This is a genomic window from Xanthobacter pollutisoli (genome assembly GCF_040044995.1).
Lineage (GTDB): Bacteria > Pseudomonadota > Alphaproteobacteria > Rhizobiales > Xanthobacteraceae > Xanthobacter.
This window is the reverse complement of record NZ_JBDZDP010000003.1, coordinates 16,360-39,433: the sequence shown is the minus strand read 5'-3', so window position 1 is coordinate 39,433 and position 23,074 is coordinate 16,360. Positions and strand designations below refer to the sequence as shown.

Here is a 23,074-nt window from a genome sequence, read left to right as displayed (position 1 = left end):
GGCGCCGGGAACACGAGGAAATCGGGAATGGCCACCGAGGCAGTCACCCACAGCCACGACGATGCGCACGCGCACGGCTACGGCGATACCCACGACTCCCACATCCCCACCGGATGGCGGCGCTGGGTCTTCTCCACCAATCACAAGGACATCGGCGTGATGTACCTGATCTTCGCCATCGTGGCGGGGATCGTGGGCGGCGCCCTCTCCATCGGCATCCGCATGGAGCTGCAGGAGCCGGGCCTGCAGATCTTCAAGGATCCGCAGACCTTCAACGTGTTCACCACCGGCCACGGCCTCATCATGATCTTCTTCATGGTGATGCCCGCGCTCATCGGCGGCTACGGCAACTACTTCGCCCCGCTGATGATCGGCGCGCCGGACACCGCCTTCCCGCGCATCAACAACATCGCCTTCTGGCTGCTGCCGCCGGCCTTCATCCTGGCGCTGGCCTCGCTGTTCGTTGAGGGCGCGCCGGGCACCAACGGCTTCGGCGGCGGCTGGACGGTCTATCCCCCACTCTCGTCCAAGCTCGGCCATCCCGGCCCGGCCATGGACCTCCTGATCTTCTCGCTGCACATCGCCGGCGCCTCCTCGCTGCTCGGCGCCATCAACCTCATCACCACCATCTTCAACATGCGCGCCCCGGGCATGACGCTGCACAAGATGCCGCTGTTTGCCTGGTCCCAGCTCATCACCGGCTTCCTGCTGCTGCTGTCGCTGCCGGTGCTGGCGGGCGCCATCACCATGCTGCTCACCGACCGCAACTTCGGCACCACCTTCTTCGACCCGGCCGGCGGCGGCGACCCGATCCTGTTCCAGCACCTGTTCTGGTTCTTCGGGCATCCCGAGGTGTACATCCTCATCCTGCCCGGTTTCGGCCTGATCTCCCACATCGTCTCCACCTTCTCCCGCAAGCCGGTGTTCGGCTATCTGGGCATGGCCTACGCCATGGTCGCCATCGGCGTGGTGGGCTTCGTCGTGTGGGCGCACCACATGTATACGGTGGGCCTGTCGTCGGCGACGCAGTCCTACTTCGTGGCCGCCACCATGATCATCGCGGTGCCGACGGGCGTGAAGATCTTCTCCTGGATCGCCACCATGTGGGGTGGATCCATCCAGTTCCGCGCGCCCATGCTGTGGGCGATCGGCTTCATCTTCCTGTTCACCGTGGGCGGCGTCACCGGCGTGGTGCTCTCCAATGCCGGCATCGACCGCTCGCTGCACGACACCTATTACGTGGTGGCGCACTTCCACTACGTGCTGTCGCTCGGCGCCGTGTTCGCCATCTTCGCCGGCTGGTACTACTGGTTCCCGAAGATGTTCGGCTACATGATCCCCGAGTTCTGGGGCAAGCTGCACTTCTGGGTCACCTTCATCGGCGTGAACCTGGTGTTCTTCCCGCAGCACTTCCTCGGCCTCGCCGGCATGCCGCGCCGCTATGCGGACTATCCCGACGCCTTCGCCCACTGGAACTTCATCTCCTCCATCGGCTCCTACATCTCGGGCGTCGCGGTGCTGATCTTCCTCACCGGCACGGCGCTGGCGTTCATCCGCAAGGAGAAGGCGGCGGACAATCCGTGGGGCGAAGGCGCGACCACGCTGGAATGGACCCTGTCCTCCCCGCCGCCCTACCACCAGTTCGAGGTGCTGCCGCGCATCAAGTGATGCACGGCTTGGCCGGGGAGCGACGCCGCCCGCGGCGACACCCCCGGCCTTGCGGCCGGTGGCCGGCGGACCCCCAGGGCGGGCTTCCTCCGGCACGGCCGCCATGTCTGGTTCGACGCGGCAGCCCGCGGGGCTACCGCCGCCCCGCCGGTTCCATATGGCAGAATGGGGGAGTGAGGGAGCAGTGGGTATGAGTGACGAGCGTGCCGCCCTGAGCGAAGCCGAGCCCTACGCCCTTGCGGCGGTCGGCGAGGGGCTGGCGTCTCCGCGCGACTTCTTCGAGCTGTTGAAGCCGCGCGTCATGTCGCTCGTCATCTTCACCGCGCTCGTCGGCCTGCTGCGGGCCCCGGGGGACGTCCACCCGGTGATTGCTTTCACCGCGCTTCTATGCATCGCCGTCGGCGCGGGTGCTGCCGGCGCGCTCAACATGTGGTGGGACGCCGACATCGACGCCGTCATGTCGCGCACCCGCGGCCGGCCGGTCCCTTCGGGCCGCGTCTCGGCCCAGGAGGCGCTCGCCTTCGGCCTCACCCTCTCGGCCTTCTCGGTGGTGGTGCTGGGCCTTCTCGTGAACGCGCTCTCCGGCGCACTCCTCGCCTTCACCATCTTCTTCTACGTGGTGATCTACACCATGTGGCTGAAGCGCTCGACGCCGCAGAACATCGTCATCGGCGGCGCCGCCGGTGCCTTCCCGCCGCTGGTGGCCTGGGCCGCCGCGTCCGGCTCGGTGTCGCTGGAGCCCCTGCTGCTCGTCGCCATCATCTTCTTCTGGACCCCGCCGCATTTCTGGGCGCTGGCGCTGTATCGCGCCGACGACTACGCCCGCGCCGGCGTGCCCATGCTGCCGGTCACCGCGGGTCCGGACGAGACCCGCCTGCAGATCCTGCTCTACACCCTCTTCCTCGTGCCGCTGGCGGCGAGCCCCGCCGTGCTGGGCTATGCCGGCCTCGCCTATGGCGCCGTGGCGCTCTCGGCCGGAGGCTGGATGATTGTGCTGGCGCTGCGCGTGTTCCGCCGCCGCGACGGCGAGGCGGCGGTCAAGGCGGCGAAGAGCCTCTTCGGCTTCTCCATCGTCTATCTCTTCGCGCTGTTTGCAACCCTGCTCGGCGAGGCGCTGGTCGGCGGACTGCTGCGATGAGCGGCGGGGAGAAGAAGCCACGTCCTCCGGTGGAGGAGGGCGTGGTCCTGACGCCGGAGCAGCTTCGGCGGCGGCGGGCGCGGAACATCGCCATCGCCTCCGTGCTGGGCTTTCTGGCGTTGCTGTTCTACGTGGTCACCATCGTCAAGCTGGGGCCAAACGTTCTGAACCGCCCCCTGTAGGGGCGGCATCGCGGGTCGGGGTCCGGGGGGCATCCGGACGCCAGGGAAGAGATATGGCTGAGGCGAACGAACATCAGGCGCCGACCGCGCCCACCGCACGCCGCCACACGGTGGTGGCGCTGGCGTGCGTCGCCTTCATCGCCGCCATGGTCGGGGTCACCTATGCCTCGGTGCCCCTCTACGCCATGTTCTGCGCCGTGACCGGCTTTGGCGGCGCGACCCGCGTGGGCACCGCCCCGGCCACCGCCATCGACCGCGATATCACCATCCGCTTCGACGCCAACGTGGCGCCGGGCCTGCCCTGGGCCTTCGCGCCGGTCGCGCGCGAGATGACGGTGAAGATCGGCGCCACCAGCCTCGCCCATTACACCGCGACGAGCCGCAGCGCGGGCGAGACGCGGGGCAACGCCACCTACAACGTGTCGCCGCCGCAGGCCGGCGCCTATTTCGTGAAGATGCAGTGCTTCTGCTTCGAGGAGCAGGCGCTGGGACCGAACGAGACCATGGACATGCCCGTGGTCTTCTTCGTCGATCCCGCCATCGCCGACGATCCCGACCTGAAGACGCTGAAGGACATCACTCTGTCCTACACCTTCTTCCCGGCCAAGGGGCCGGAGCGGGCGGGCGCGCGGGCGGAGGGAACCGCGGCGCCGAGCACCGAGGCACCCCGCAAGCCCTTGTGACGCGCGGGGAATGATCACCGCCCCAGCCGGGGCACCAAATCGGGCGGCCGTTCGGCCGCGCAAAGGAAGACAGGCTCGCCGGCCAGCGCCGTCGGGCCGCATGTTCGGGGAAAGGGAGGCCGTCGCGATGGCCGACGCACACGTCAAGAAGCACGATTACCACGTCGTCGATCCGAGCCCGTGGCCGATCATCGGTTCCGTCGCGGCGCTCATCCTCACCTCCGGCGCGGTGGTGTGGATGCATGGCGGCACCTCGCTCATCATGATCGCCGGCTTCCTCGGCGTGCTCTACACCATGTTCGGCTGGTGGCGGGACGTGATCCACGAGAGCCGGGCCGGCTTCCACACCCGCGTGGTGGCCATCGGCCTGCGCTATGGCGTGATCCTATTCATCGCCTCCGAGGTGATGTTCTTCGTCGCCTGGTTCTGGGCCTTCTTCGACGCCTCGCTCTTCGCCGGCGAGGCCATCAACTTCCAGCGCCTCGAGTTCACCGGCGGCGTCTGGCCGCCGAAGGGCATCGAGAGCCTGGACCCGTGGCATCTGCCGCTGCTCAACACCCTGATTCTGCTCACCTCGGGCACCACCGTCACCTGGGCCCATCACGCCCTGCTGCACGGCGACCGTCAGGGGCTGAAGTGGGGCCTGTGGTGCACGGTGATCCTCGGCGTGCTGTTCTCCATGTGCCAGGCCTACGAGTACCTGCACGCCCACTTCGCCTTCTCCGGAAACATCTACGGCGCCACCTTCTTCATGGCGACCGGCTTCCACGGCTTCCACGTCATCGTCGGCACCATCTTCCTCGCGGTGTGCCTGCTGCGGACGTATCTGGGCGACTTCACCCCCCAGAAGCACTTCGGCTTCGAGGCCGCCGCCTGGTACTGGCATTTCGTGGACGTGGTGTGGCTGTTCCTGTTCACCTTCATCTACGTGTGGGCTTCGGGCGGCCACGGCGGCCACTGATCCCCAGGCGGGTCATCGCCCCGCAACGGGTTCGAAACTCCGGCCGGCGCCCCCCAGCGCCGGCCTTTGGCTTCCCGGGTGGCCGCTTTTTCAGCGCGGCGACCGCGTCCGGGCGGGTCCTCTGAGAAAGGTGCCGTGTCGATGGAGCCCTATCGCGCCCCTGTTTCCCCCGTCGCCGCCGGCCTCGCGTGCCGTTGCCCGCGCTGCGGCCGCGGACCGCTGTTCAAGGGCTTCCTCGACCTCGCGCCCTCCTGCTCGGCATGCGGCCTCGACTATGGCTTCGCCGATGCGGGCGACGGACCGGCGGTGTTCGTCATCCTTCTCGCCGGCTTCGTCGTTGTGGGACTCGCCTTCTGGGTCGAGGCGGCGTTCGAACCGCCCTTGTGGGTCCACGCGCTGCTGTGGATCCCCGCCGTGCTGATCGTGACCCTCGGACTGCTGCGGCCGCTGAAGGCGATGATGGTGGCGCTCCAATATCGCAACAAGGCCGCCGAGGGGCGGCTCGACACGCCCGGCCAGTGAGCCCGCCGTCCGCGCCCCCTGCGGTGCCAGCGTCCCCCGCGGGTCGCAGCCCCGTCCGCCTCGTCCTCGTGGCGATTGCCGCCTTTGGGGTGCTTGTCGGGCTCGGCACATGGCAGCTGGAGCGGCTCGCGTGGAAAGAGGCGCTCCTCGCCCGGGTGGAAGCCCGTGTCCATGGCGCGCCGCAGGATGTGCCGGCGCCCGCCTTCTGGCCCACGCTCACCCGCGAGCATGACGAATATCGCAAGGTCCGCGCCCGCGGCCACTTCGACCATGCCCGCGAGACGCTGGTCTACACCGTGCGCGGCGAAGACGCGGCCGGCCCGCTGAAGGGGCAGGGCTTCCTGGTGGTGACACCGCTCATCCGCGCCGATGGCCCGCCCATCCTCGTCAACCGCGGCTTCGTCCCGTCCGACCGGCGCGATCCCGCGAGCCGGGCGGAAGGGCAGGTGGCCGGTGAGGTGGAGGTGACGGGCCTGCTGCGCCTGCCCGAGGAGGCAAGCTGGTTCGTCCCGGCCAACAACCCGGCGCAGGCCATCTTCTACCGGATGGACCCCGCCGACATCGCCGCCGCGCGCGGCGTTGCCGGAGCCGCGCCGTTTGTCATCGACCAGGACGCGGGCGAGGCCCCCGGCGGGCTGCCGGCCGGCGGCGGCACGCGGCTCGCCTTTCCCAACCGGCATCTGGAATACGCTCTAACCTGGTATGGCCTCGCCGCAGCTTTGGTGGGCGTCGTGATCGCCGTGCTGTGGAGCCGCCGGAAGGGGCGGGCGAATGAGGTTGAGCGACGATCCTGACCTTTGGGCGTTGCCGTTCTGCAACGCCCCGGCTCGATCTGTTCAAGCTTCCCGAACGACGGATGATTAACCCTCACATTGCAGGTAGGCTCGCACCCACTGGATCCTTGCGCCTTGGTGCTAGGGTCCGCAGAATTATTCGGGATTTGCAAACGCTTCGGCTCCAGGATGGCGCGGCGTTGACTTGAGGTCTTTCGATGGTTCCGTCCCAGACGCTGCGTCCCGTTCTGTTTGCGATCGCGCTTGGCCTGTGCGCGTCCGGTGCGCAGGCGGCGGACATGTTCTCGCCGCCGCCGCCCACAAAGATCGCCCCCTCGGCGCAGGAGGACTGGTACCTCACCATCGGCGCGTCCGGTCAGGTCGAGCCCACCTATCCCGGCGCCGACGAATATTCCGTGCGCCCCAGCCTGATCTTCTCCGTCCGCAAGGGCAGCCAGCTGGACGAGTTCCAGAGCGTGGATGACAACCCGTCCATCGCCTTGTTCGACACCGGCAGCTTCCGCCTGGGCGTGGTGGGCCGCCTCGACTGGGGGCGCGATGCCGACGATTCGTTCCGCCTCACCGGCCTCGGCGATGTGGACATGGCGGTGGAAGCGGGCGGCTTCGCCGAGTGGTACATCACCGACTGGTTCCGCACCCGCGCCGAGCTGCGCTATGGCATGGGCGGCTTCGAGGGCGTCCGCGGCCTGCTCGCTGCCGACGTGATCCTGCCTTACGGCCAGTGGCGCTTCGCCATCGGCCCGCGCCTCACCTACGGCGGCTCGGGCTTCATGCAGACCTATTTCGGCGTGACGCCGGCGCAGGCGGCGCTCGCCACCGCGCTGGGCAATCCGCTGCCGGTCTACAATGCCGGTTCGGGCTTCGATCTGGTGGGCGCCACGGCGCAGCTCACCTACAACTTCCGCAACGGCTTCGAGGCGGGCGTGTTCGGCTCCTACGGTCGCCTGCTGGGCGATGCGGCCTCCTCACCGCTGACCGCCGACGAGAACCAGTTCATGGCCGGCCTCTCGCTGAGCTACACCTTCAACATCGGCAAGGCCTGGTGGTGAGCGCGGGCGTCGACCGCGTCGCCTGATCAGTCGGGGAGGGGCGGCTCAATCGCCCCCACCACCCCCGCCGCCGTCGCCTCCACCCCCTCCACCCCCTCCATCTCCGCCGGCACCGTCACCGTCCGAATCCGGGCCGCCGTCGCCGTGGCCCACATGGGGCGATTCCCCGCCGCCTTCGCTGGCGTGATGCTGGGCGACACCCGCCGCGATGATGAAAGCGCCGCCTGCGGCCGCCGCCGCACCCCCGCCGCGCGCCGCCGCACTGGTGTCCGGGGTCTCCGCCGCGGGCGCGGGCCGCGGTGAATCCTCGCGCGCGAGGCCATAATCGTCTTGCCGCGCAGCCGGGCCGGGTGTGGCCCCGCTGTCCTCCGCCGGCGCCGAGGGCTTGCCGCGGCGCAGGCTCAGGAACAGGGCGAGCGGCGCGCCGATCACCAGAAGGGCGATGACGAAGTCGGTCAGATCCATCGCTCAGCGCTGCTCGCGGCGGGCCAGGAAGGCGAGGCGCTCGAACATGTGCACGTCCTGCTCGTTCTTCAGCAATGCACCGGCGAGGGGCGGGATGGCCTTGCGCACCTCCTTCTCGCGCAGGGTCTCCACATCGATGTCCTCGGCGAGGAGCAGCTTCAGCCAGTCGATCAGCTCCGAGGTGGATGGCTTCTTCTTCAAGCCTGGGACTTCGCGCAGCTCGTAGAAGATGCGCAGGGCCTCGCCGACGAGCCGCTGCTTGATGCCCGGGAAGTGGACGTCGACGATGGCCCGCATGGTGTCGGGATCGGGAAAGCGGATGTAGTGGAAGAAGCAGCGGCGTAGGAAGGCATCCGGCAGCTCCTTTTCGTTGTTGGACGTGATGATGACGAGGGGGCGCTGGTGCGCCTTCACCTGCTCGCCGGTCTCGTAGACATGGAATTCCATGCGGTCGAGTTCCTGCAGCAGGTCGTTGGGGAATTCGATGTCCGCCTTGTCCACCTCGTCGATGAGCAGCACCGGCCGCTCCGCGCTGGTGAAGGCGGTCCAGAGCTTGCCGCGGCGGATGTAGTTGGCGATGTCGTGGACCCTGGGGTCGCCGAGCTGGCTGTCGCGCAGGCGGGCGACGGCGTCGTACTCATATAGGCCCTGCTGGGCCTTGGTGGTGGACTTCACGTGCCATTCGATCAGGGGCGCCCCGAGCGCGGCCGCAACCTCCTGCGCCAGCACGGTCTTGCCGGTGCCCGGCTCGCCCTTGATGAGCAGGGGCCGTTCGAGGACGAGGGCCGCGTTGACGGCGACCTTGAGGTCGTCGGTGGCCACATAACTCTGCGTACCCTCGAAACGCATTGGACATCCTCTCCCGGCAGCCGCGTGCCGCACCGCAGCAGGGTCGGCACCCCGCCGGCCCGCGTCAAGTGCCGGCGCGGGTCGATTGGACATGCCGGTTGTCGGAAACCTGCGGCGTGGATATAAGCGCGGCGACCATGGAGCGTCCTTCCTGGCCGAAACGGTCGGCTCCGCCGCCGTGCGTCCGGGCAGAGGCTCCAGTTCGTTGACGGAGCAGGTTTCGCGCAAGGCCGGCGTCAGGCGATGCCGGGCGACCGCGGGGCCGGCACCTTGGGTTCAGCGACGCTTATTGAGGACCTTGCTGATGTCGATCCAAATCGACGAGGACTATCGGCCCCGCGAGGACGAGCCTTTCATGAACGACAGGCAGCGCGAGTATTTTCGCGTCAAGCTGTTGCGCTGGAAGGACGACATCCTGAAGGAGGCCCGCGAGACCCTGCAGCACCTTCAGGACGAGAACCAGAACCACCCCGACCTCGCCGATCGCGCCTCGTCGGAGACCGACCGCTCCATCGAACTGCGCGCCCGCGACCGCCAGAGGAAGCTGATCGCCAAGATCGAGGCGGCGCTCCAGCGCATCGAGGATGGGACCTACGGCTATTGCGAGGACACGGGGGAGCCCATCTCCCTCAAGCGCCTGGAAGCCCGGCCCATCGCCACCCTGTCGGTGGAAGCGCAGGAGCGGCACGAGCGGCGCGAGCGCGTCTATCGCGACGACTGAGTCGGTCCCTCGGAGCCTGGCCCTCATGCCGGGCTGCGGGAAGGAGTCGTCTGGCTAATCCGTCGTGGGAAGCGCCAGAGCCGCGACGCTACCTTGCCGTAAGGGAATGGTGGCAGAATCAAAAAAATGAGGCCGGCCGAGCTCAGCTCCGCCGGCCTCTTCTGTGTTCAGGAAGCCGCGGACGCTCAGCGGCTGCGGGCGGTGGTGCGGCCGAGCAGATTGGCCATCTCGGCGTCAAAATCATCCAGCGGATCGCGCCGCTCGGCCGGCGGATCCACGCGCGGTGCTGCATCGCCGGCCGTCTCGGACCGCTCGGCCACCAGCGGCGGGGCTTCCGTCATGGCGGGCGCGTCGGGCGTTGCGGCGTCGGGGGCGGGCGCGGGAAGCGGCATCACCGGCGGGGCGGCGGGCCGCAGCAGCGGGCTCATCTCCACCCGCGGCGCCTCCTCACGGGTCATGTCGCGCTGGGCGATGGGGTCGCGGCGGGGCTGCTCCAGCGCCGGCAAGGGCCGTGCCGGCTCGGCCGACGCGGGCCGGAAGGCGAATTCCCGCGGGCGGAGCGACGGCTCGCCGGCTGGCGCGGGCGGGCGAAGGGCTGGTTCGCCGACCTGCCGCTCGAAGCGCGGGCGCGGCTCAGCGGAAATCTGCGGCTCCGGCGGGCGAACCTCCGCACCGCGTGGGTCGGGGCCGCGGGCTTCGCCGGCGCGGCTGCGCGACTGGGTGAGGAAGCGCGATAGTGGCCGATCGCTGGCCCGCACCTGCGGGCTCTCGATGACCGGCTCGCTCCGCGGCGGTGCGGAGGGGGCATCGGTCTTGGCCGGGCCTTCGCCCAGAAGGTCGGAGAGACTCAGCTGGGGCGCAGCGGCCGCGGGCGACGGCTGCACCAGGGCGGCTTCCAGCTGGTGCGCCATGTCTTCGAGCCGGGTGAGGGCGTCGTCGTCCTCGATGCTCTCGTCGACGGCACGGCGCGCCGTCTCGGGCTGCGGCGCTTCGGCCGGCTCGGCCCGGAGCGCCTCGATCTTCGATGCATCGGTCTTGCCGGCGTCGCTGCGGGGCTCAACCTTCGATTCAATGCGGGCCGGGGGGGCGAGCTCGGGCTCGACGGCCGCCGCGGCCGGAGGGGTCGCGAGTCGAGGCGCCTCGACAGGCGTGCCCTCGCGACCGGCGGGTCGGCCCGAGAGGGTGCCGTCGCCGCGCAGCAAGGGCCGGCGCGCGAGCACGGTGCGGCGATCGTCGCGCGGTGCCGGGGCTGCGGGCGGGGCCGGCGGCGGCGCTGCGGGTTCAGGCGTGGCCTCGGGCGCAGGAAGACCCGCCGCCACGGGCTCGGCTTCGAGCGCCGCAGCGCTGGGGGCCGTGGGCGGCAGGCCGCGCCGGGGGACGGGTCGCTGGAGCGTCGGCGCTTCACGCGTCGGCGGGATGGCGGGCGCCCGGGTCTCGGCGGGTTCGGTGGCGGAGGGCAGATGCTCGACCACGAGATCGCTGCTCCCGCCGATCAGCAGGAGGTGCTCGACCTCGTCGCGGCGGACCAGCACGAGCCGGCGGCGCTGGTCGACCACGACGCTCTCCACCACGGAGAGACGCGGACCGCTGCGCACCCGCCGGTCACCACCGCCGCCGCGCGCGGCGACGCGGCGCATCACCAGCACCGTCAAGCCCAGCAGCGCCGCGATCACGATGGCGGCGATGGCCATTCGAATCGGGAGCGCAAGCTGGGTACCGAACAACTGCTGTAGCATCATGCCTCCGCTTACCACGCTACGGTCGTTCCGCGGGGGGTAATCCCGTTGACGGCACCGGACCGGCTTCCGTCTGACAGAACGCGGGCGGCATCAGCCACCTTTGCCGCGAAAATTATCACGCTCCGCTGCGCCCGCACATGGGCCGGAACGATGGGGCATGGTGCACCCCAGGGCCTAAGGTTTTGTTGATAATCGTGGCAGGATTTAAGTCACCCGCGAATCTGGCCATCAGAATGCGTGCGATTGGCGCATGAGTCCGGCGGCGGGCCGGCGGGACAAGGCAAAGGCAACATGCACGGGCGCCAGAAGAAGGATAGGGCGGGGGGGCTCTCGCAGCGGAAGAGGCGCACGCCGGGCACGCTGGCGAATCAGCTTCTGCTGCTGGCCTTCGCCCTCGCGGGCGGCTTCGCCGGTGTCGTGATATTGGGCGAACGCAGCGGCGGCCTGCTCTCGGCGGTGGTCGCCGCCTTTGGCGTGGTCGGCGCGGTGGAACTGGTGCTGGCGGTCTTCCGCACGTTCCGGCCGGCGGCCGTTGCTGACCCCCTGGGCGAGGTGGCGCTTGCCGCCTCCGGCGATGCCATGGCCGTGGTGGAAGACGGCGAGCGGGTGGTGGAAGCCAATGCCGCTTACCTGCGCATGTGCCGCTCCGGAACGGGCGAGCCGCCGCTCCCCGAGCGGTTCCTGGCCCGCGTTCCCGGCAGCCAGGAGACGGTGGGCGAGCTTTTGAACGCCATCGCCGCCGGCACGGCGCATCTCGGCACAATGTTCATCGGCGCCGGACCCGGCAGCCGGCGCGTGGAGATCTCGGTCCACCCCCTCGGCTCGGCCCGACGGGTGCTATGGACCCTGCGCGTGGTGGCCGAAGTGGAGCCCGAGGTGATCCCGCCCGCCGGCGCGCCCGTTCCGGCCCCGCCGGCGGCCCCGGTGGTGATTGCCGCCCCGGCGCCGGTGGTTGCGGCAAACCCGCCCGCTGTCGAACCCTCGGCGGCGCCCGACCTCGTGGCGGCCTGGGAAGAGGTGCCGGCCGGCCTCATGCGCTTCGACGGCGAGCGGGTGCGCGATCCCAACCTCACCTTCTGCCGCATGCTCGGCTACGCCCTCGCGGACCTCGGGCCGGACGGGCTGGACATGCGCGAGGTGGTGGCGCCGGAGGACCTGCCCGGCCTCGTGACGATGCTGCGGGCAGGCCGGGCGGCGACCTTCGTCGCCAATCTCACCCGCAAGGACGGCACTCTGCTCCCCGTGGTTCTGCGCCTCGCTCCGCCGGGGGAGGGCGCGGCGCCCGCGGTGGCTCTTCCCCTCGATGCGGTGATGGACCTCGTCCCCGCAGCAGCCGACCGGCAGGGGCCGGCGGACGCACACGCCGATCTGTTCTTCCTGCGCGCACCGTTGGCCATGGCCCTGGTGGACCCGGCCGGGAAAGTGCGCGCCGCCAATGGGGCGTTCGGGCGGCTGTTCGGCCGCGACGCCGCCGGCAAGCTCCTGTCGACGCTCGTCGCCGATCCTGCCGGCGCGGAAGCGCTGCTGGCCAGCGCGGCCGGCGCGACGGAACCGCCGGCGCCCTGCGATGCGACGCTGGCCGGTGGCAGCAGCCGTTCGGTCCGCCTCTATGCCGCGACGCTCGGCGCGCCGGCGGGGGGCGACATCGCCCTGTGCGCCATCGACATGACAGAGCAGAAGGCGCTGGAGGTGCAGTTCGCCCAGTCGCAGAAGCTCCAGGCGGTGGGCCACCTCGCTGGCGGAGTGGCGCACGATTTCAACAACGTGCTCACCGCCATCATCGGCTATTGCGACCTGCTGCTGGCCAAGCACCGTCCCAGCGATCCGTCCTTCCCCGACATCATGCAGATCAAGCAGAACGCGAACCGTGCCGCTGGTCTGGTGCGTCAGCTGCTCGCCTTCTCCCGGCGCCAGACCCTGCGCCCGCAGGTGATCGAGCTGACCGACGTGATCTCGGACGCGGCCGCGCTGCTGCGCCGCCTCATCGGCGAGCGCATCACCCTCGACGTGGCCCATGGCCGCGACTTGTGGCCGGTGAAGGTGGACGTGAACCAGTTCGAGCAGGTCATCGTCAATCTGGCGGTGAACGCCCGCGATGCCATGCCGGACGGGGGCACCCTGACGCTGCGGACCGCCAACGTGCCGGCTTCCGGCTGCGCCGCCTACGGGCAGGCCCTGCCCGAGGGCGACTATGTGATGATCGAGGTGGCCGATACCGGCACGGGGATTCCGCCGGAGATCATGGACAAGATCTTCGAGCCCTTCTTTTCCACCAAGGAGGTGGGCAAGGGCACCGGGCTCGGACTGTCCACCGTCTACGGCATCGTCCAGCAGACTGGCGGGGCCATCCTCGCGGAGAGCGAGCTGGGGCAGGGCACCACCTTCCGGGTTTTCCTGCCGCGGCACGTGGCCGGCGCCGAGCCGGAGGAGCCGCCGCGCCCGGCGGAGCCGGAGCCCAAGGCAGCCGATCTCACCGGGCAGGGGCGGCGCGTGCTGCTGGTGGAGGACGAGGACGCGGTGCGCGCCTTCGCCAGCCGCGCCCTGGCCAACCGCGGCTACGAGGTGCTCGCTGCGGCGAGCGGCATCGAGGCGCTGGAGCTGATGGACCAGGGTGACCGGGTCGATCTCGTCATCTCCGACGTGGTAATGCCGGAGATGGACGGTCCCTCGCTGCTGCGCGAGCTGCGGGCCCGCGATCCGGCGTTGAAGGTGATCTTCATCTCCGGCTACGCCGAAGAGGCGTTCGCCCGCAACCTGCCCCCCAGCGAGCATTTCTCCTTCCTGCCGAAGCCCTTCTCGCTGAAGCAGCTGGTGGCCGCGGTCAGCGAGGCGCTGCGCGGGTGAGCCGGCTGGACGGGCTTCGCGCGATTGCGCATTGTCAAGGCGAGGCGGCCGGCGGAGCCCCTGAATGAGCTTCGCCCGGGCCCGACGCAACGGGACCTGCGGCCGGGAAGCGAAGGGGGAAAGCATGACCGACGAAGAGCGGCGCGGGACGTGGGGTCGGCGCAGGGAGCTGGCGGGGTGGTCCCGCCTCGCGGTGGCACTGGCCTTCGGCTGGACCACGAGCATCTTTCCCGCCCTCGCGCAGGCTCCCGCGCAACCCGCCGTGCCCCCGGACGCGAGCGTCGCGCCCGTGCCCGCCGATGCCGCTCCGCCGGCGCCCCCGCCGCCGGCAACCGCGCCCGCTCCCGTTCCCCCGGCGCCGGGCGCCGCCCCAACAACGGCAGATGCGTCGCGCTACACGCTGGCAGAGCTTGAGCAATGGCTCGCGCCCTACGCCCTGTATCCCGATACGCTGCTGGCCCAGATGCTGCCGGCAACCGCCTATCCGCTGGAGCTTGTGCAGCTCCAGCGCTGGCTCGACCGCAACAAGACGGCGGCCGGCAGGGGCGATTTTTCCGGCGTCGACAGCCAGTCGTGGGACCCATCGGTGAAGGCGCTGGCGCGCTTTCCCACCGTCGTCGCCAAGCTGAACGAGGACCTCTCGGGGACCGAGGCCATCGGCTACGCCTTCGTCAGCCAGCCCGAGGACGTATCCGTCGCCATCCAGGCCCTGCGCGCGAAAGCGGCCGCGGCCGGCTCGCTGAAGAGCAACGACAAACAGGTGGTTACGACCCGGGAGGAGGACGGCAGGAGCGTGGTCTATATCACCTCCGCCGACCCCACGATGGTCTATGTGCCCCAGTATGATTCCAGCGCCATCTACACCGCCGCCGGTGTGGGCCTGCTGGCCTTCGGCGCCGGCGTGCTGGTGGGCAGCACCTGGAACAATTCGTGGAACTGGGGCCGCGGCTGGGTCTATCCCCCGCCGTGGCCAGGCTATCCCGGATGGCGTCCGCCTCCGCCGCGCCCGCCCGGCGGCTGGCCCGGTGGGCCCGGCGGCCCCGGCTGGCCGGGAGGCCCGGGTGGACCCGGTGGGCCGGGCGGTCCCGGCTGGCCCGGTGGTCCGGGTGGTCCCGGGGGCCCCGGAGGGCCCGGCGGCCCAGGGCCCGGCGTCGGGCAGCCATGGAAGCCCAATCCCGGCAAGCCGTTTCCCGGCGGGCCGGGAAAGCCCGGTGGCCCGGGGGGAATCGCCGGCCCGGGCAAGCCGGGTGGTCCCGGCGGCATCGGTGGTCCTGGCGGTATCGGTGGTCCCGGGAAGCCTGGCGGTCCTGGCGGTCCTGCAGGGATCGGCGGCGCCGGCAAGCCCGGGGGTCCCGGCGGCCCGGGTGGTCCTGGTGGCCCCGGCGGTCCAGCCGGCGCGGGGCAGTTGAAGACGTCCGGCGCCAAGTCGTCTGGCGCCAAGTCGTCCGGCGTTAAGTCGCCCGGTGGCGGACCGAAGGCCACCGGCGGCAAGGCGGGCGGCCAGCCGAAGGCGCTCAAGGGCGGCGGCGGCAAGGGGCCGGGCGGCGCCCAGTTCCGCGGCGGCGGGGGCGGAAAGCTCCAGGGCGGCGGCGGCCAGCTCCGCGGCGGTGGCGGTGGTGGCGGCGGGAAGATGCGCGGCGGAGGTGGCGGCCGGGCCGGCCGCCACTGAGCGGCCCGCCTCCCTGGTGCGGCGAGCGAGTCGCGGCGCCGGGGTCTCGCGGACGGTTGCGCGCGGCGTCTTCGCGTCGCCGCGCTCAGCTTGGTCTGGGGTGTCCCGCACGGCTGCGCACGGCATTGTGTCGCACGATCATGCGGCGTCGGCCCCGCCGCATGCTCCCAAAGGATAAGGTGCTCCAAATGCCCTGCGGTCGCCCGCGTCCCGGCCGGTCGCGGACCTGAGGTTGCGCACTGCTGAAAGGCAAACGGCGGGCCCGCGTTGCCCCCTGCCGCCGGCCCGCTGCGGCAGTTCCGGAATGGCACGACAGCTTGGCCAAACGCGCACTTGCCTCCCATCTGGCGCTGCGATAAGGCTGCGGCGTCGTTTCGAATTCCTCTAGCCGTATGGCGCGGTAACGCTTCAAGCGGATCGCCCGAATCCAGCGCTTTGACCGTTAGCGCCGCTCAAGGCCCGATCCAGCGCCCCGAGGTGCGAGCAAGATGAACGCGTTGCTCATGGATTATCTGCCGGTGGTCATTTTCATCGGCGTCTCGCTCGTCATCGGGCTCGCGCTTCTGGTTGCGCCCTTCCTGGTCGCCTACCAGAATCCCGACCCGGAGAAGCTTTCCGCCTATGAATGCGGCTTCAACGCGTTCGACGACGCGCGCATGACCTTCGACGTGCGCTTCTATCTCGTCTCCATCCTCTTCATCATCTTCGACCTTGAGGTCGCGTTCCTGTTCCCGTGGGCGGTGACCTTCGGCGGGCTCGGCGACCTCGGCTTCTGGTCGATGATGGTGTTCCTCGGTGTCCTCACCGTTGGCTTCATCTACGAATGGCGCAAGGGAGCTCTGGAATGGGACTGACCCCTTCGGCCACCAAGCCCGAGATCGCCCAGGCCCCCACGGGCATCGTCGATCCCTCCACCGGCCGCCCCGTGGGCGCGGATGATCCCTTCTTCAAGGAGATCAACGCCGAGCTGGCGGACAAGGGCTTCATCCTCACCACCGCCGACGACCTCATCACCTGGGCGCGCACCGGCTCGCTCATGTGGATGACCTTCGGCCTCGCGTGCTGCGCGGTGGAGATGATGCAGGTCTCCATGCCGCGCTATGACGTGGAGCGCTTCGGCTTCGCGCCGCGCGCCTCGCCGCGCCAGTCGGACGTGATGATCGTCGCTGGCACGCTGACCAACAAGATGGCCCCCGCCCTGCGCAAGGTCTACGACCAGATGCCGGAGCCGCGCTACGTCATCTCCATGGGCTCCTGCGCCAACGGCGGCGGCTACTACCACTTCTCCTACGCCGTGGTGCGCGGCTGCGACCGCATCGTGCCGGTGGACATCTATGTCCCGGGCTGCCCGCCCACGGCCGAGGCGCTGCTCTACGGCGTCCTGCTGCTGCAGAAGAAGATCCGCCGCATCGGCACCATCGAGCGCTGATCGGGAGCCGAAGCGATGGACGAAACCCTCAAAGACCTCGGCGCCCACGTCTCCGGCGCCCTCGCCGGCGCCGTTCTCGGGTCCGACATCGCCCATGGCGAGCTGACCCTCTTCGTCGAGCCGTCGCAGATCGTGAAGGCGACGACCTTCCTGCGGGACGATCCGGCCTGCCTCTTCACCTGCATCGTCGACGTGTGCGGCGTGGACTATCCGGCGCGCGAGAAGCGCTTCGAGGTGGTCTACCACCTGCTCTCGGTGAAGCAGAACCTGCGCATCCGTCTCAAGGTCGCCACCGACGAGGACACCCCGGTGCCCTCCATCTGTGGCGTGTTTCCCGGCGCCAACTGGTTCGAGCGGGAGGCCTACGACATGTACGGCATCCTGTTCACCGGCCATCCCGAGCTGCGCCGCCTTCTGACGGACTACGGCTTCGACGGCCATCCCCTGCGCAAGGACTTCCCCACCACGGGCTTCGTCGAGGTGCGCTACGACGACGAGCAGAAGCGCGTGGTCTACGAGCCGGTGCGCCTGCCGCAGGAGTTCCGCAACTTCGACTTCCTCTCCCCGTGGGAGGGCGTGGAATACGCCCTGCCCGGCGATGAGAAGGCCTCGGGCCAGCCGCCCGCACCCCCCAAGGCCGGCTGAGGGAGCGTCTCATGGTTGATATTGCCGACGAGATGAAGCCGGCCGACAAGGTCCGCAACTTCCAGATCAATTTCGGCCCGCAGCATCCCGCCGCGCACGGCGTGCTGCGCCTCGTGCTGGAGCTGGATGGCGAGGTGGTCGAGCGGGTGGACCCGCACATCGGCCTGCTCCACCGCGGCACCGAGAAGCTCATCGAGGCCAAGACCTATCTCCAGGCCGTGCCCTATTTCGACCGGCTCGACTATTGCGCGCCGATGAACCAGGAGCACGCCTTCTGCCTCGCGGTGGAGAAGCTGCTGGGCATCGAGGTGCCGCGCCGTGGCCAGCTCATCCGCGTGCTCTATTGCGAGATCGGGCGCCTGCTCTCCCACCTCCTCAACGTCACCACGTTCGCCATGGACGTGGGCGCGCTGACCCCGCCGCTGTGGGGCTTCGAGGAGCGCGAGAAGCTCATGATCTTCTATGAGCGCGCCTCCGGCAGCCGCATGCACGCCGCCTTCTTCCGGCCCGGCGGCGTCCACCAGGACCTGCCACGCGCGCTGGTGGAGGACATCGGCGCCTTCTGCGATCCTTTCCTGAAGCTCGTGGCCGACCTCGACGCCCTCGTCACCGGCAACCGCATCTTCAAGCAGCGCACGGTCGACATCGGCGTGGTCTCGCTGGAGGACGCACTGGCCTGGGGCTTCTCCGGGCCGGTGCTGCGCGGCTCGGGCGCCGCCTGGGACCTGCGGCGCGCGCAGCCCTACGAGTGCTATTCCGAGCTCGATTTCGACATCCCCATCGGCAAGAACGGCGACTGCTACGACCGCTATCTCGTCCGCATGGAGGAGATGCGCCAGTCCACGTCGATCATGAAGCAGTGCGTCGCGCTGCTGCTGAACGAAGGGGGCCCGGTCCACGCCACCGACCACAAGGTGACGCCGCCGAAGCGGAGCGAGATGAAGCGCTCCATGGAGGCGCTCATCCACCACTTCAAGCTCTACACCGAGGGCTTCCACGTGCCGGCCGGCGACGTCTATGCGGCGGTCGAGGCTCCCAAGGGCGAGTTCGGCGTCTATCTGGTCTCCGACGGCACCAACAAGCCGTACCGCTGCAAGATTCGCGCACCGGGCTTCGCCCATCTGCAGGCCATGGATTTCCTTAACCGCGGCCACATGCTCGCCGACGTCTCGGCGGTGCTCGGCTCGCTCGACATCGTGTTCGGGGAGGTCGACCGCTGATGGCCCGCCTCGCCGCCATCCTTCGCCCGCTGCCGGTGCGCTCGGCGCGCGCCGCCTGTTCCGGGATCTGAGCCCATGTCCGTCCGCCGCCTCGCCGCAGAGCAGCCCCAGAGCTTCGGCTTCCCGCCGGAGCTGGAGGCTATCGCCGACAAGCTGATCGCCAAATATCCCGAAGGCCGTCAGGCCTCGGCCGTCGTGCCGCTCCTGTGGGAGACGCAGAAAGCGGCCGGCGGCTGGCTGCCCGAGCCCGCCATCCGCGCGGTGGCCGACCGGCTCGGCATGGCGCATATCCGCGTGCTGGAGATCGCCACCTTCTACACCATGTTCAATCTCGAACCGGTGGGGAAGTATTTCGTCCAGCTGTGCGGCACCACGCCGTGCATGCTGCGCGGCGCGGAAGAGATCCGCGACGTGTGCAAGAAGAAGATCGGTCACGAGCGGCACGTCTCCGCCGATGGCAACTTCTCCTGGCTGGAGGTGGAGTGCCTCGGCGCCTGTACCAACGCCCCCATGGTGCAAATCAACGACGATTATTACGAAGACCTGACGCCTGAGAATTTCGAGAGGCTGCTCGATGATCTCGCCGCCGGACGTCCGGTGAAGGTCGGTCCGCAGAATTCGCGCCATGGCTCCGAGCCCGAGGGCGGCGCCCGCGTGCTGCTCGATCCTGCGCTTTATGCGTTCGGCGCGCCCGAGCCGACCCCGGCCTCCACCTCCGGTGGCGGCACCGAGACTGCCGACCTGCTTTCCGCCGGCAGGCCGCGCGCGGCAGAGGCGAGCCCGGCTGATCCCACCGGCGCCGCGGCCGCAGCCCAGGAGAAGGCGGCGGACGGCACCGACTCCCGCGAGAAGCGCGAGGACGTTGCGGCCGAAGCGCAGGCGTCGAGCCCGTCCGTCACCGGTTCCGACCGCGAGCCGGTGAAGTCCGGCACCGGCGTGCGCGCCCCGGAGGAGTGAGAGACATGCTCGCCGACAAGGACCGCATCTTCACCAACCTCTACGGCCTTCACGACTTCGGGCTCGAGGGCGCGCGCAAGCGCGGCAACTGGGACGGCACCAAGGCCATCCTGGAGAAGGGCCGCGACTGGATCATCAACGAGATGAAGGCGTCCGGCCTGCGCGGCCGCGGCGGCGCCGGCTTCTCCACCGGCATGAAGTGGTCCTTCATGCCCAAGCAGTCCGACGGCCGCCCCCACTATCTGGTGGTGAACGCCGACGAATCCGAGCCCGGCACCTGCAAGGACCGGGAGATCATGCGCAACGATCCGCATACGCTGATCGAGGGCTGCCTGATCGCCTCCTTCGCCATGGGCGCCCACGCGGCCTACATCTACATCCGCGGCGAATACATCTTCGAGCGCGAGCGCCTGCAGGCGGCGGTGGACCAGGCCTATGAGGCCCGCCTCATCGGCAAGGACAACGTCCACGACTATCCCTTCGACCTCTACGTCCACCACGGCGCCGGCGCCTACATCTGCGGCGAGGAGACGGCCCTTCTGGAGAGCCTGGAAGGCAAGAAGGGCATGCCGCGGCTGAAGCCGCCGTTCCCGGCCAACATGGGCCTCTACGGCTGCCCGACCACGGTGAACAACGTGGAGAGCATCGCGGTCGCCCCCACCATCCTGCGGCGCGGCGCGGCGTGGTTCTCCTCCATCGGTCGGCCCAACAACGTGGGCACCAAGCTGTTCTCCCTCGCCGGCCACGTGAACACGCCCTGCGTGATCGAGGAGGCCATGAGCATCCCGTTCCGCGAGTTGGTGGAAAAGCATGGCGGCGGCGTGCGCGGCGGTTGGGACAATCTGCTGGGCATCATCCCCGGCGGCGCCTCCTGCCCGGTGATCCCGGCGGAGCAGTGCGCGGACCTCATCATGGATTTCGACGGCACCCGCGCGGTGAAGTCGTCCTTCGGCACGGCCGGCGTGCTGGTGATGGACAAGTCCACCGACATCATCAAGGCCATTGCCCGCATCTCGGCTTTCTTCAAGCACGAGAGCTGCGGCCAGTGCACGCCTTGCCGTGAGGGCACGGGCTGGATGTGGCGCGTGGTCAACCGCATGGCCGAGGGCCGCGCCCAGAAGCGCGAGATCGACATGCTGCTGGAGGTGACGACCCAGATCGAGGGTCACACCATCTGCGCGCTGGGCGATGCCGCTGCGTGGCCGGTGCAGGGACTGATCCGGCACTATCGCCACGTGATCGAGGCGCGCATCGAACAGTATGCGGCGAACCCGCATCCGGACCCGGTCGCGGTGGCGGCGGAATAGAACGCTCCCGCGTGGCGCGCGAGGTCGCGACGGGCGGGAAGGAATGGGCAGGGGAGGCCGGCGCCGTGGCGCCACGCCTCCCGCCGCGCTTGCCGCGGCATAAGGCGAGGTGGAAGTGATGGCGAAGATCGTCGTCGACGGCACAGAAGTCGATGTCCCGGCCGAATACACGCTGCTCCAGGCGTGTGAGGCGGCCGGCGTCGAGATTCCGCGCTTCTGCTTCCATGAGCGGCTGTCCATCGCCGGCAACTGCCGCATGTGCCTCGTGGAAGTGAAGGGCGGCCCGCCCAAGCCGACGGCCTCCTGCGCCATGGCGGTGAAGGACCTGCGCCCCGGCCCCAACGGCGAGCCGCCGGTGGTGCTGACCACCAGCCCCATGGTGAAGAAAGCGCGCGAAGGGGTGATGGAGTTCCTGCTCATCAACCACCCCCTTGACTGCCCCATCTGCGACCAGGGCGGGGAGTGCGACCTGCAGGACCAGGCCATGGCCTATGGCGTGGACACCTCGCGCTTTGCCGAAAACAAGCGGGCGGTGGAAGACAAGTACATCGGCCCGCTGGTCAAGACCTCCATGAACCGGTGCATCCATTGCACCCGCTGCGTGCGCTTCTCCACGGAAGTCGCCGGCGTGCCGGACCTCGGCGCCATCGGCCGCGGCGAGGACATGGAGATCACCACCTATCTCGAACACGCCATGCGGTCCGAGATGCAGGGCAACGTGGCGGACCTCTGCCCGGTGGGTGCGCTCACTCACAAGCCCTACCAGTTCCACGCCCGGCCGTGGGAGCTCATCAAGACCGAATCCATCGACGTCATGGACGCGGTGGGCTCCAACATCCGCATCGACACCCGCGGCCGCGAGGTCATGCGCATCCTCCCGCGCAACAACGACCTCGTGAACGAGGAGTGGATCTCAGATAAGTCCCGCTATGTGTGGGACGGCTTGAAGGTCCAGCGCCTTGACCGGCCCTATGTGCGCAAGGACGGCCGGCTCGTCCCCGCCTCCTGGAGCGAGGCGTTCGCCGCCATCGCCGCCAAGGTCAAGGGCGCTCCGGCCGGCCGCATCGGTGCCATCGTTGGCGATCTCGCCAGCGTCGAAGAGGTTTTCGCCCTCAAGTCGCTCATGGGCAAGCTCGGCTCGCCCAACATCGACTGCCGGCAGGACGGGGCGAAGCTCGATCCGGCGCTCGGCCGCGCCTCTTACGTGTTCAACCCCACCATCGCCGGCATCGAGCAGGCGGACGCCATTCTGCTGGTGGGTACCGATCCGCGCCATGAGGCCTCGGTGCTCAATGCCCGCATCCGCAAGCGCTGGCGCCAGGGCGGGCTGAGGATCGGCCTCGTCGGCGCCAAGGTCGATTTGACCTACCCTTATGATTATCTCGGTGCCGGCCCCGACAGCCTCGGCGATCTGGCCGGCAGCTCCGCCTTCGGCGATCTGCTGCGCAAGGCCGAGCGTCCGCTGGTCATCGTCGGGCCGGGCGCGCTGGCCCGCCCGGACGGCGCCGCCGTGCTCGCCCTCGCGGCGCGGGTCGCGCTGGCGGTAGGCGCAGTGAAGGACGGTTGGAACGGCTTCGGCGTGCTGCACACCGCGGCCGCCCGCGTGGGGGCGCTGGATGTGGGTGCGGTTCCCGGGCAGGGTGGTCTCGATGTGGCGGGCATGATCGCGCCCGGCGCGCTGGACGTCGCTTTCCTCATGGGGGCGGACGAGGTGGAGGTCGCCCCCGGCGCCTTCGCCGTCTATCTCGGCACCCACGGCGACAAGGGCGCCCACCGGGCCGACGTGATCCTCCCCGGTGCTGCCTATCCTGAAAAGTCGGGCATCTATGTGAATACCGAGGGTCGGGTGCAGTTCGCCAACCGCGCCGCCTTCCCGCCGGGCGAGGCCCGCGAGGATTGGGCCATCCTGCGCGCGCTGTCCGAGGTGCTGGGCCAGACCCTGCCGTTCGACAACATGCAGGCGCTGCGCGCTCAGCTGGTGTCGGCCTATCCCCACCTCGGCCATATCGACGAGGCGACGGTGGCCGATCCGAGCGCCGTGGCGACACTGGGCGAGGCGGGCGGCTCCATCGACAAGGCTGCCTTCGTGCCGGTCATCGAGGACTTCTTCCTCACCAACCCCATCGCCCGGGCGTCCGCGGTGATGGCGGAATGCTCCGCGCTGCGGCTCGCCGCCGCGGCCGAGGCGGCGGAGTAAAGCGATGGCGGAGCGGCACGCAATGACGGTCTCCG

General features: G+C 69.6%; 21 protein-coding genes. 18 read left to right on the top strand and 3 right to left on the bottom strand.

The features are described from left to right. Positions 1 to 27 precede the first annotated feature (27 nt). The 8 genes from ctaD (at position 28) to ABLE93_RS08905 (ending at position 6,997) form a co-directional block, all read left to right on the top strand. Positions 28 to 1,668 (top strand): cytochrome c oxidase subunit I, encoded by a 1,641-nt coding sequence (ctaD, locus tag ABLE93_RS08940; RefSeq protein WP_348839424.1) that lies wholly within the window; start codon positions 28 to 30, stop codon positions 1,666 to 1,668. 190 nt (positions 1,669 to 1,858) lie between these two features. Beyond that, positions 1,859 to 2,806: a heme o synthase gene (gene cyoE / locus ABLE93_RS08935; protein WP_348839422.1), complete on the top strand. Its 948-nt coding sequence runs from the start codon at positions 1,859 to 1,861 to the stop codon at positions 2,804 to 2,806. Further along, the gene (locus ABLE93_RS08930; protein WP_348839420.1) at positions 2,803 to 2,988 is read left to right on the top strand and encodes a cytochrome c oxidase system small membrane protein; all 186 of its coding nucleotides are present in this window, start codon (positions 2,803 to 2,805) and stop codon (positions 2,986 to 2,988) included. Before cyoE ends, ABLE93_RS08930 begins: the two co-directional genes overlap by 4 nt. Positions 2,989 to 3,041: 53 nt before the next feature. Continuing rightward, positions 3,042 to 3,671 carry a cytochrome c oxidase assembly protein gene (locus ABLE93_RS08925; RefSeq protein ID WP_348839418.1) on the top strand — a complete coding sequence of 210 codons (630 nt, stop codon included), beginning with the start codon at positions 3,042 to 3,044 and terminating at the stop codon, positions 3,669 to 3,671. Positions 3,672 to 3,798: 127 nt separating this feature from the next. Next, the gene (locus ABLE93_RS08920) at positions 3,799 to 4,632 is read left to right on the top strand and encodes a cytochrome c oxidase subunit 3 (RefSeq protein WP_348839416.1); all 834 of its coding nucleotides are present in this window, start codon (positions 3,799 to 3,801) and stop codon (positions 4,630 to 4,632) included. 141 nt (positions 4,633 to 4,773) lie between these two features. Beyond that, positions 4,774 to 5,154 (top strand): DUF983 domain-containing protein, encoded by a 381-nt coding sequence (locus ABLE93_RS08915; RefSeq protein ID WP_348839789.1) that lies wholly within the window; start codon positions 4,774 to 4,776, stop codon positions 5,152 to 5,154. Between the two features lie 23 nt (positions 5,155 to 5,177). After that, positions 5,178 to 5,948, top strand: a complete 771-nt coding sequence (locus ABLE93_RS08910) for an SURF1 family protein (protein ID WP_348839414.1) — start codon at positions 5,178 to 5,180, stop codon at positions 5,946 to 5,948. Positions 5,949 to 6,145: 197 nt separating this feature from the next. Continuing rightward, on the top strand, positions 6,146 to 6,997 hold the full coding sequence (locus tag ABLE93_RS08905; RefSeq protein WP_348839413.1) for a MipA/OmpV family protein: 852 nt from the start codon (positions 6,146 to 6,148) through the stop codon (positions 6,995 to 6,997). A gap of 45 nt (positions 6,998 to 7,042) precedes the next feature. Here the strand turns inward: ABLE93_RS08905 and ABLE93_RS08900 are convergent, their stop codons facing one another. Then, positions 7,043 to 7,462 carry a hypothetical protein gene (locus ABLE93_RS08900; RefSeq protein ID WP_348839411.1) on the bottom strand — a complete coding sequence of 140 codons (420 nt, stop codon included), beginning with the start codon at positions 7,460 to 7,462 and terminating at the stop codon, positions 7,043 to 7,045. A gap of 3 nt (positions 7,463 to 7,465) precedes the next feature. After that, positions 7,466 to 8,311, bottom strand: coding sequence for an AAA family ATPase (locus tag ABLE93_RS08895; protein ID WP_348839409.1), 846 nt, complete (start codon positions 8,309 to 8,311; stop codon positions 7,466 to 7,468). Between the two features lie 304 nt (positions 8,312 to 8,615). Here ABLE93_RS08895 and dksA point away from each other — a divergent pair, with 304 nt between their 5' ends. Further along, positions 8,616 to 9,032 (top strand): RNA polymerase-binding protein DksA, encoded by a 417-nt coding sequence (gene dksA / locus ABLE93_RS08890; RefSeq protein ID WP_348839407.1) that lies wholly within the window; start codon positions 8,616 to 8,618, stop codon positions 9,030 to 9,032. A gap of 185 nt (positions 9,033 to 9,217) precedes the next feature. On the opposite strand, the gene ABLE93_RS08885 is transcribed toward dksA, so the two are convergent. After that, positions 9,218 to 10,768 (bottom strand): flagellar biosynthetic protein FliO, encoded by a 1,551-nt coding sequence (locus tag ABLE93_RS08885; RefSeq protein WP_348839405.1) that lies wholly within the window; start codon positions 10,766 to 10,768, stop codon positions 9,218 to 9,220. A gap of 294 nt (positions 10,769 to 11,062) precedes the next feature. Here ABLE93_RS08885 and ABLE93_RS08880 point away from each other — a divergent pair, with 294 nt between their 5' ends. The 9 genes from ABLE93_RS08880 (at position 11,063) to nuoG (ending at position 23,039) form a co-directional block, all read left to right on the top strand. Further along, complete coding sequence (locus tag ABLE93_RS08880; RefSeq protein WP_348839403.1) at positions 11,063 to 13,615, top strand: response regulator; 2,553 nt, start codon at positions 11,063 to 11,065, stop codon at positions 13,613 to 13,615. Positions 13,616 to 13,739: 124 nt separating this feature from the next. After that, positions 13,740 to 15,284 (top strand): DUF3300 domain-containing protein, encoded by a 1,545-nt coding sequence (locus tag ABLE93_RS08875; protein WP_348839402.1) that lies wholly within the window; start codon positions 13,740 to 13,742, stop codon positions 15,282 to 15,284. 488 nt (positions 15,285 to 15,772) lie between these two features. Then, the gene (locus tag ABLE93_RS08870; RefSeq protein WP_348839400.1) at positions 15,773 to 16,138 is read left to right on the top strand and encodes an NADH-quinone oxidoreductase subunit A; all 366 of its coding nucleotides are present in this window, start codon (positions 15,773 to 15,775) and stop codon (positions 16,136 to 16,138) included. Next, positions 16,129 to 16,713, top strand: coding sequence for a NuoB/complex I 20 kDa subunit family protein (locus tag ABLE93_RS08865; RefSeq protein ID WP_348839398.1), 585 nt, complete (start codon positions 16,129 to 16,131; stop codon positions 16,711 to 16,713). Before ABLE93_RS08870 ends, ABLE93_RS08865 begins: the two co-directional genes overlap by 10 nt. A 15-nt stretch (positions 16,714 to 16,728) precedes the next feature. Next, a complete protein-coding gene (locus tag ABLE93_RS08860; RefSeq protein ID WP_348839396.1) occupies positions 16,729 to 17,358 on the top strand; it encodes an NADH-quinone oxidoreductase subunit C in 630 nt (209 codons plus the stop codon). Positions 17,359 to 17,390: 32 nt separating this feature from the next. Next, positions 17,391 to 18,578, top strand: a complete 1,188-nt coding sequence (locus ABLE93_RS08855) for an NADH-quinone oxidoreductase subunit D (protein ID WP_348839788.1) — start codon at positions 17,391 to 17,393, stop codon at positions 18,576 to 18,578. A gap of 75 nt (positions 18,579 to 18,653) precedes the next feature. Next, the gene (gene nuoE / locus ABLE93_RS08850; protein ID WP_348839395.1) at positions 18,654 to 19,535 is read left to right on the top strand and encodes an NADH-quinone oxidoreductase subunit NuoE; all 882 of its coding nucleotides are present in this window, start codon (positions 18,654 to 18,656) and stop codon (positions 19,533 to 19,535) included. 5 nt (positions 19,536 to 19,540) lie between these two features. Continuing rightward, positions 19,541 to 20,842: an NADH-quinone oxidoreductase subunit NuoF gene (gene nuoF, locus ABLE93_RS08845; RefSeq protein WP_348839394.1), complete on the top strand. Its 1,302-nt coding sequence runs from the start codon at positions 19,541 to 19,543 to the stop codon at positions 20,840 to 20,842. 118 nt (positions 20,843 to 20,960) lie between these two features. Then, positions 20,961 to 23,039 carry an NADH-quinone oxidoreductase subunit NuoG gene (gene nuoG / locus ABLE93_RS08840; protein WP_348839392.1) on the top strand — a complete coding sequence of 693 codons (2,079 nt, stop codon included), beginning with the start codon at positions 20,961 to 20,963 and terminating at the stop codon, positions 23,037 to 23,039. Positions 23,040 to 23,074: the final 35 nt, after the last annotated feature.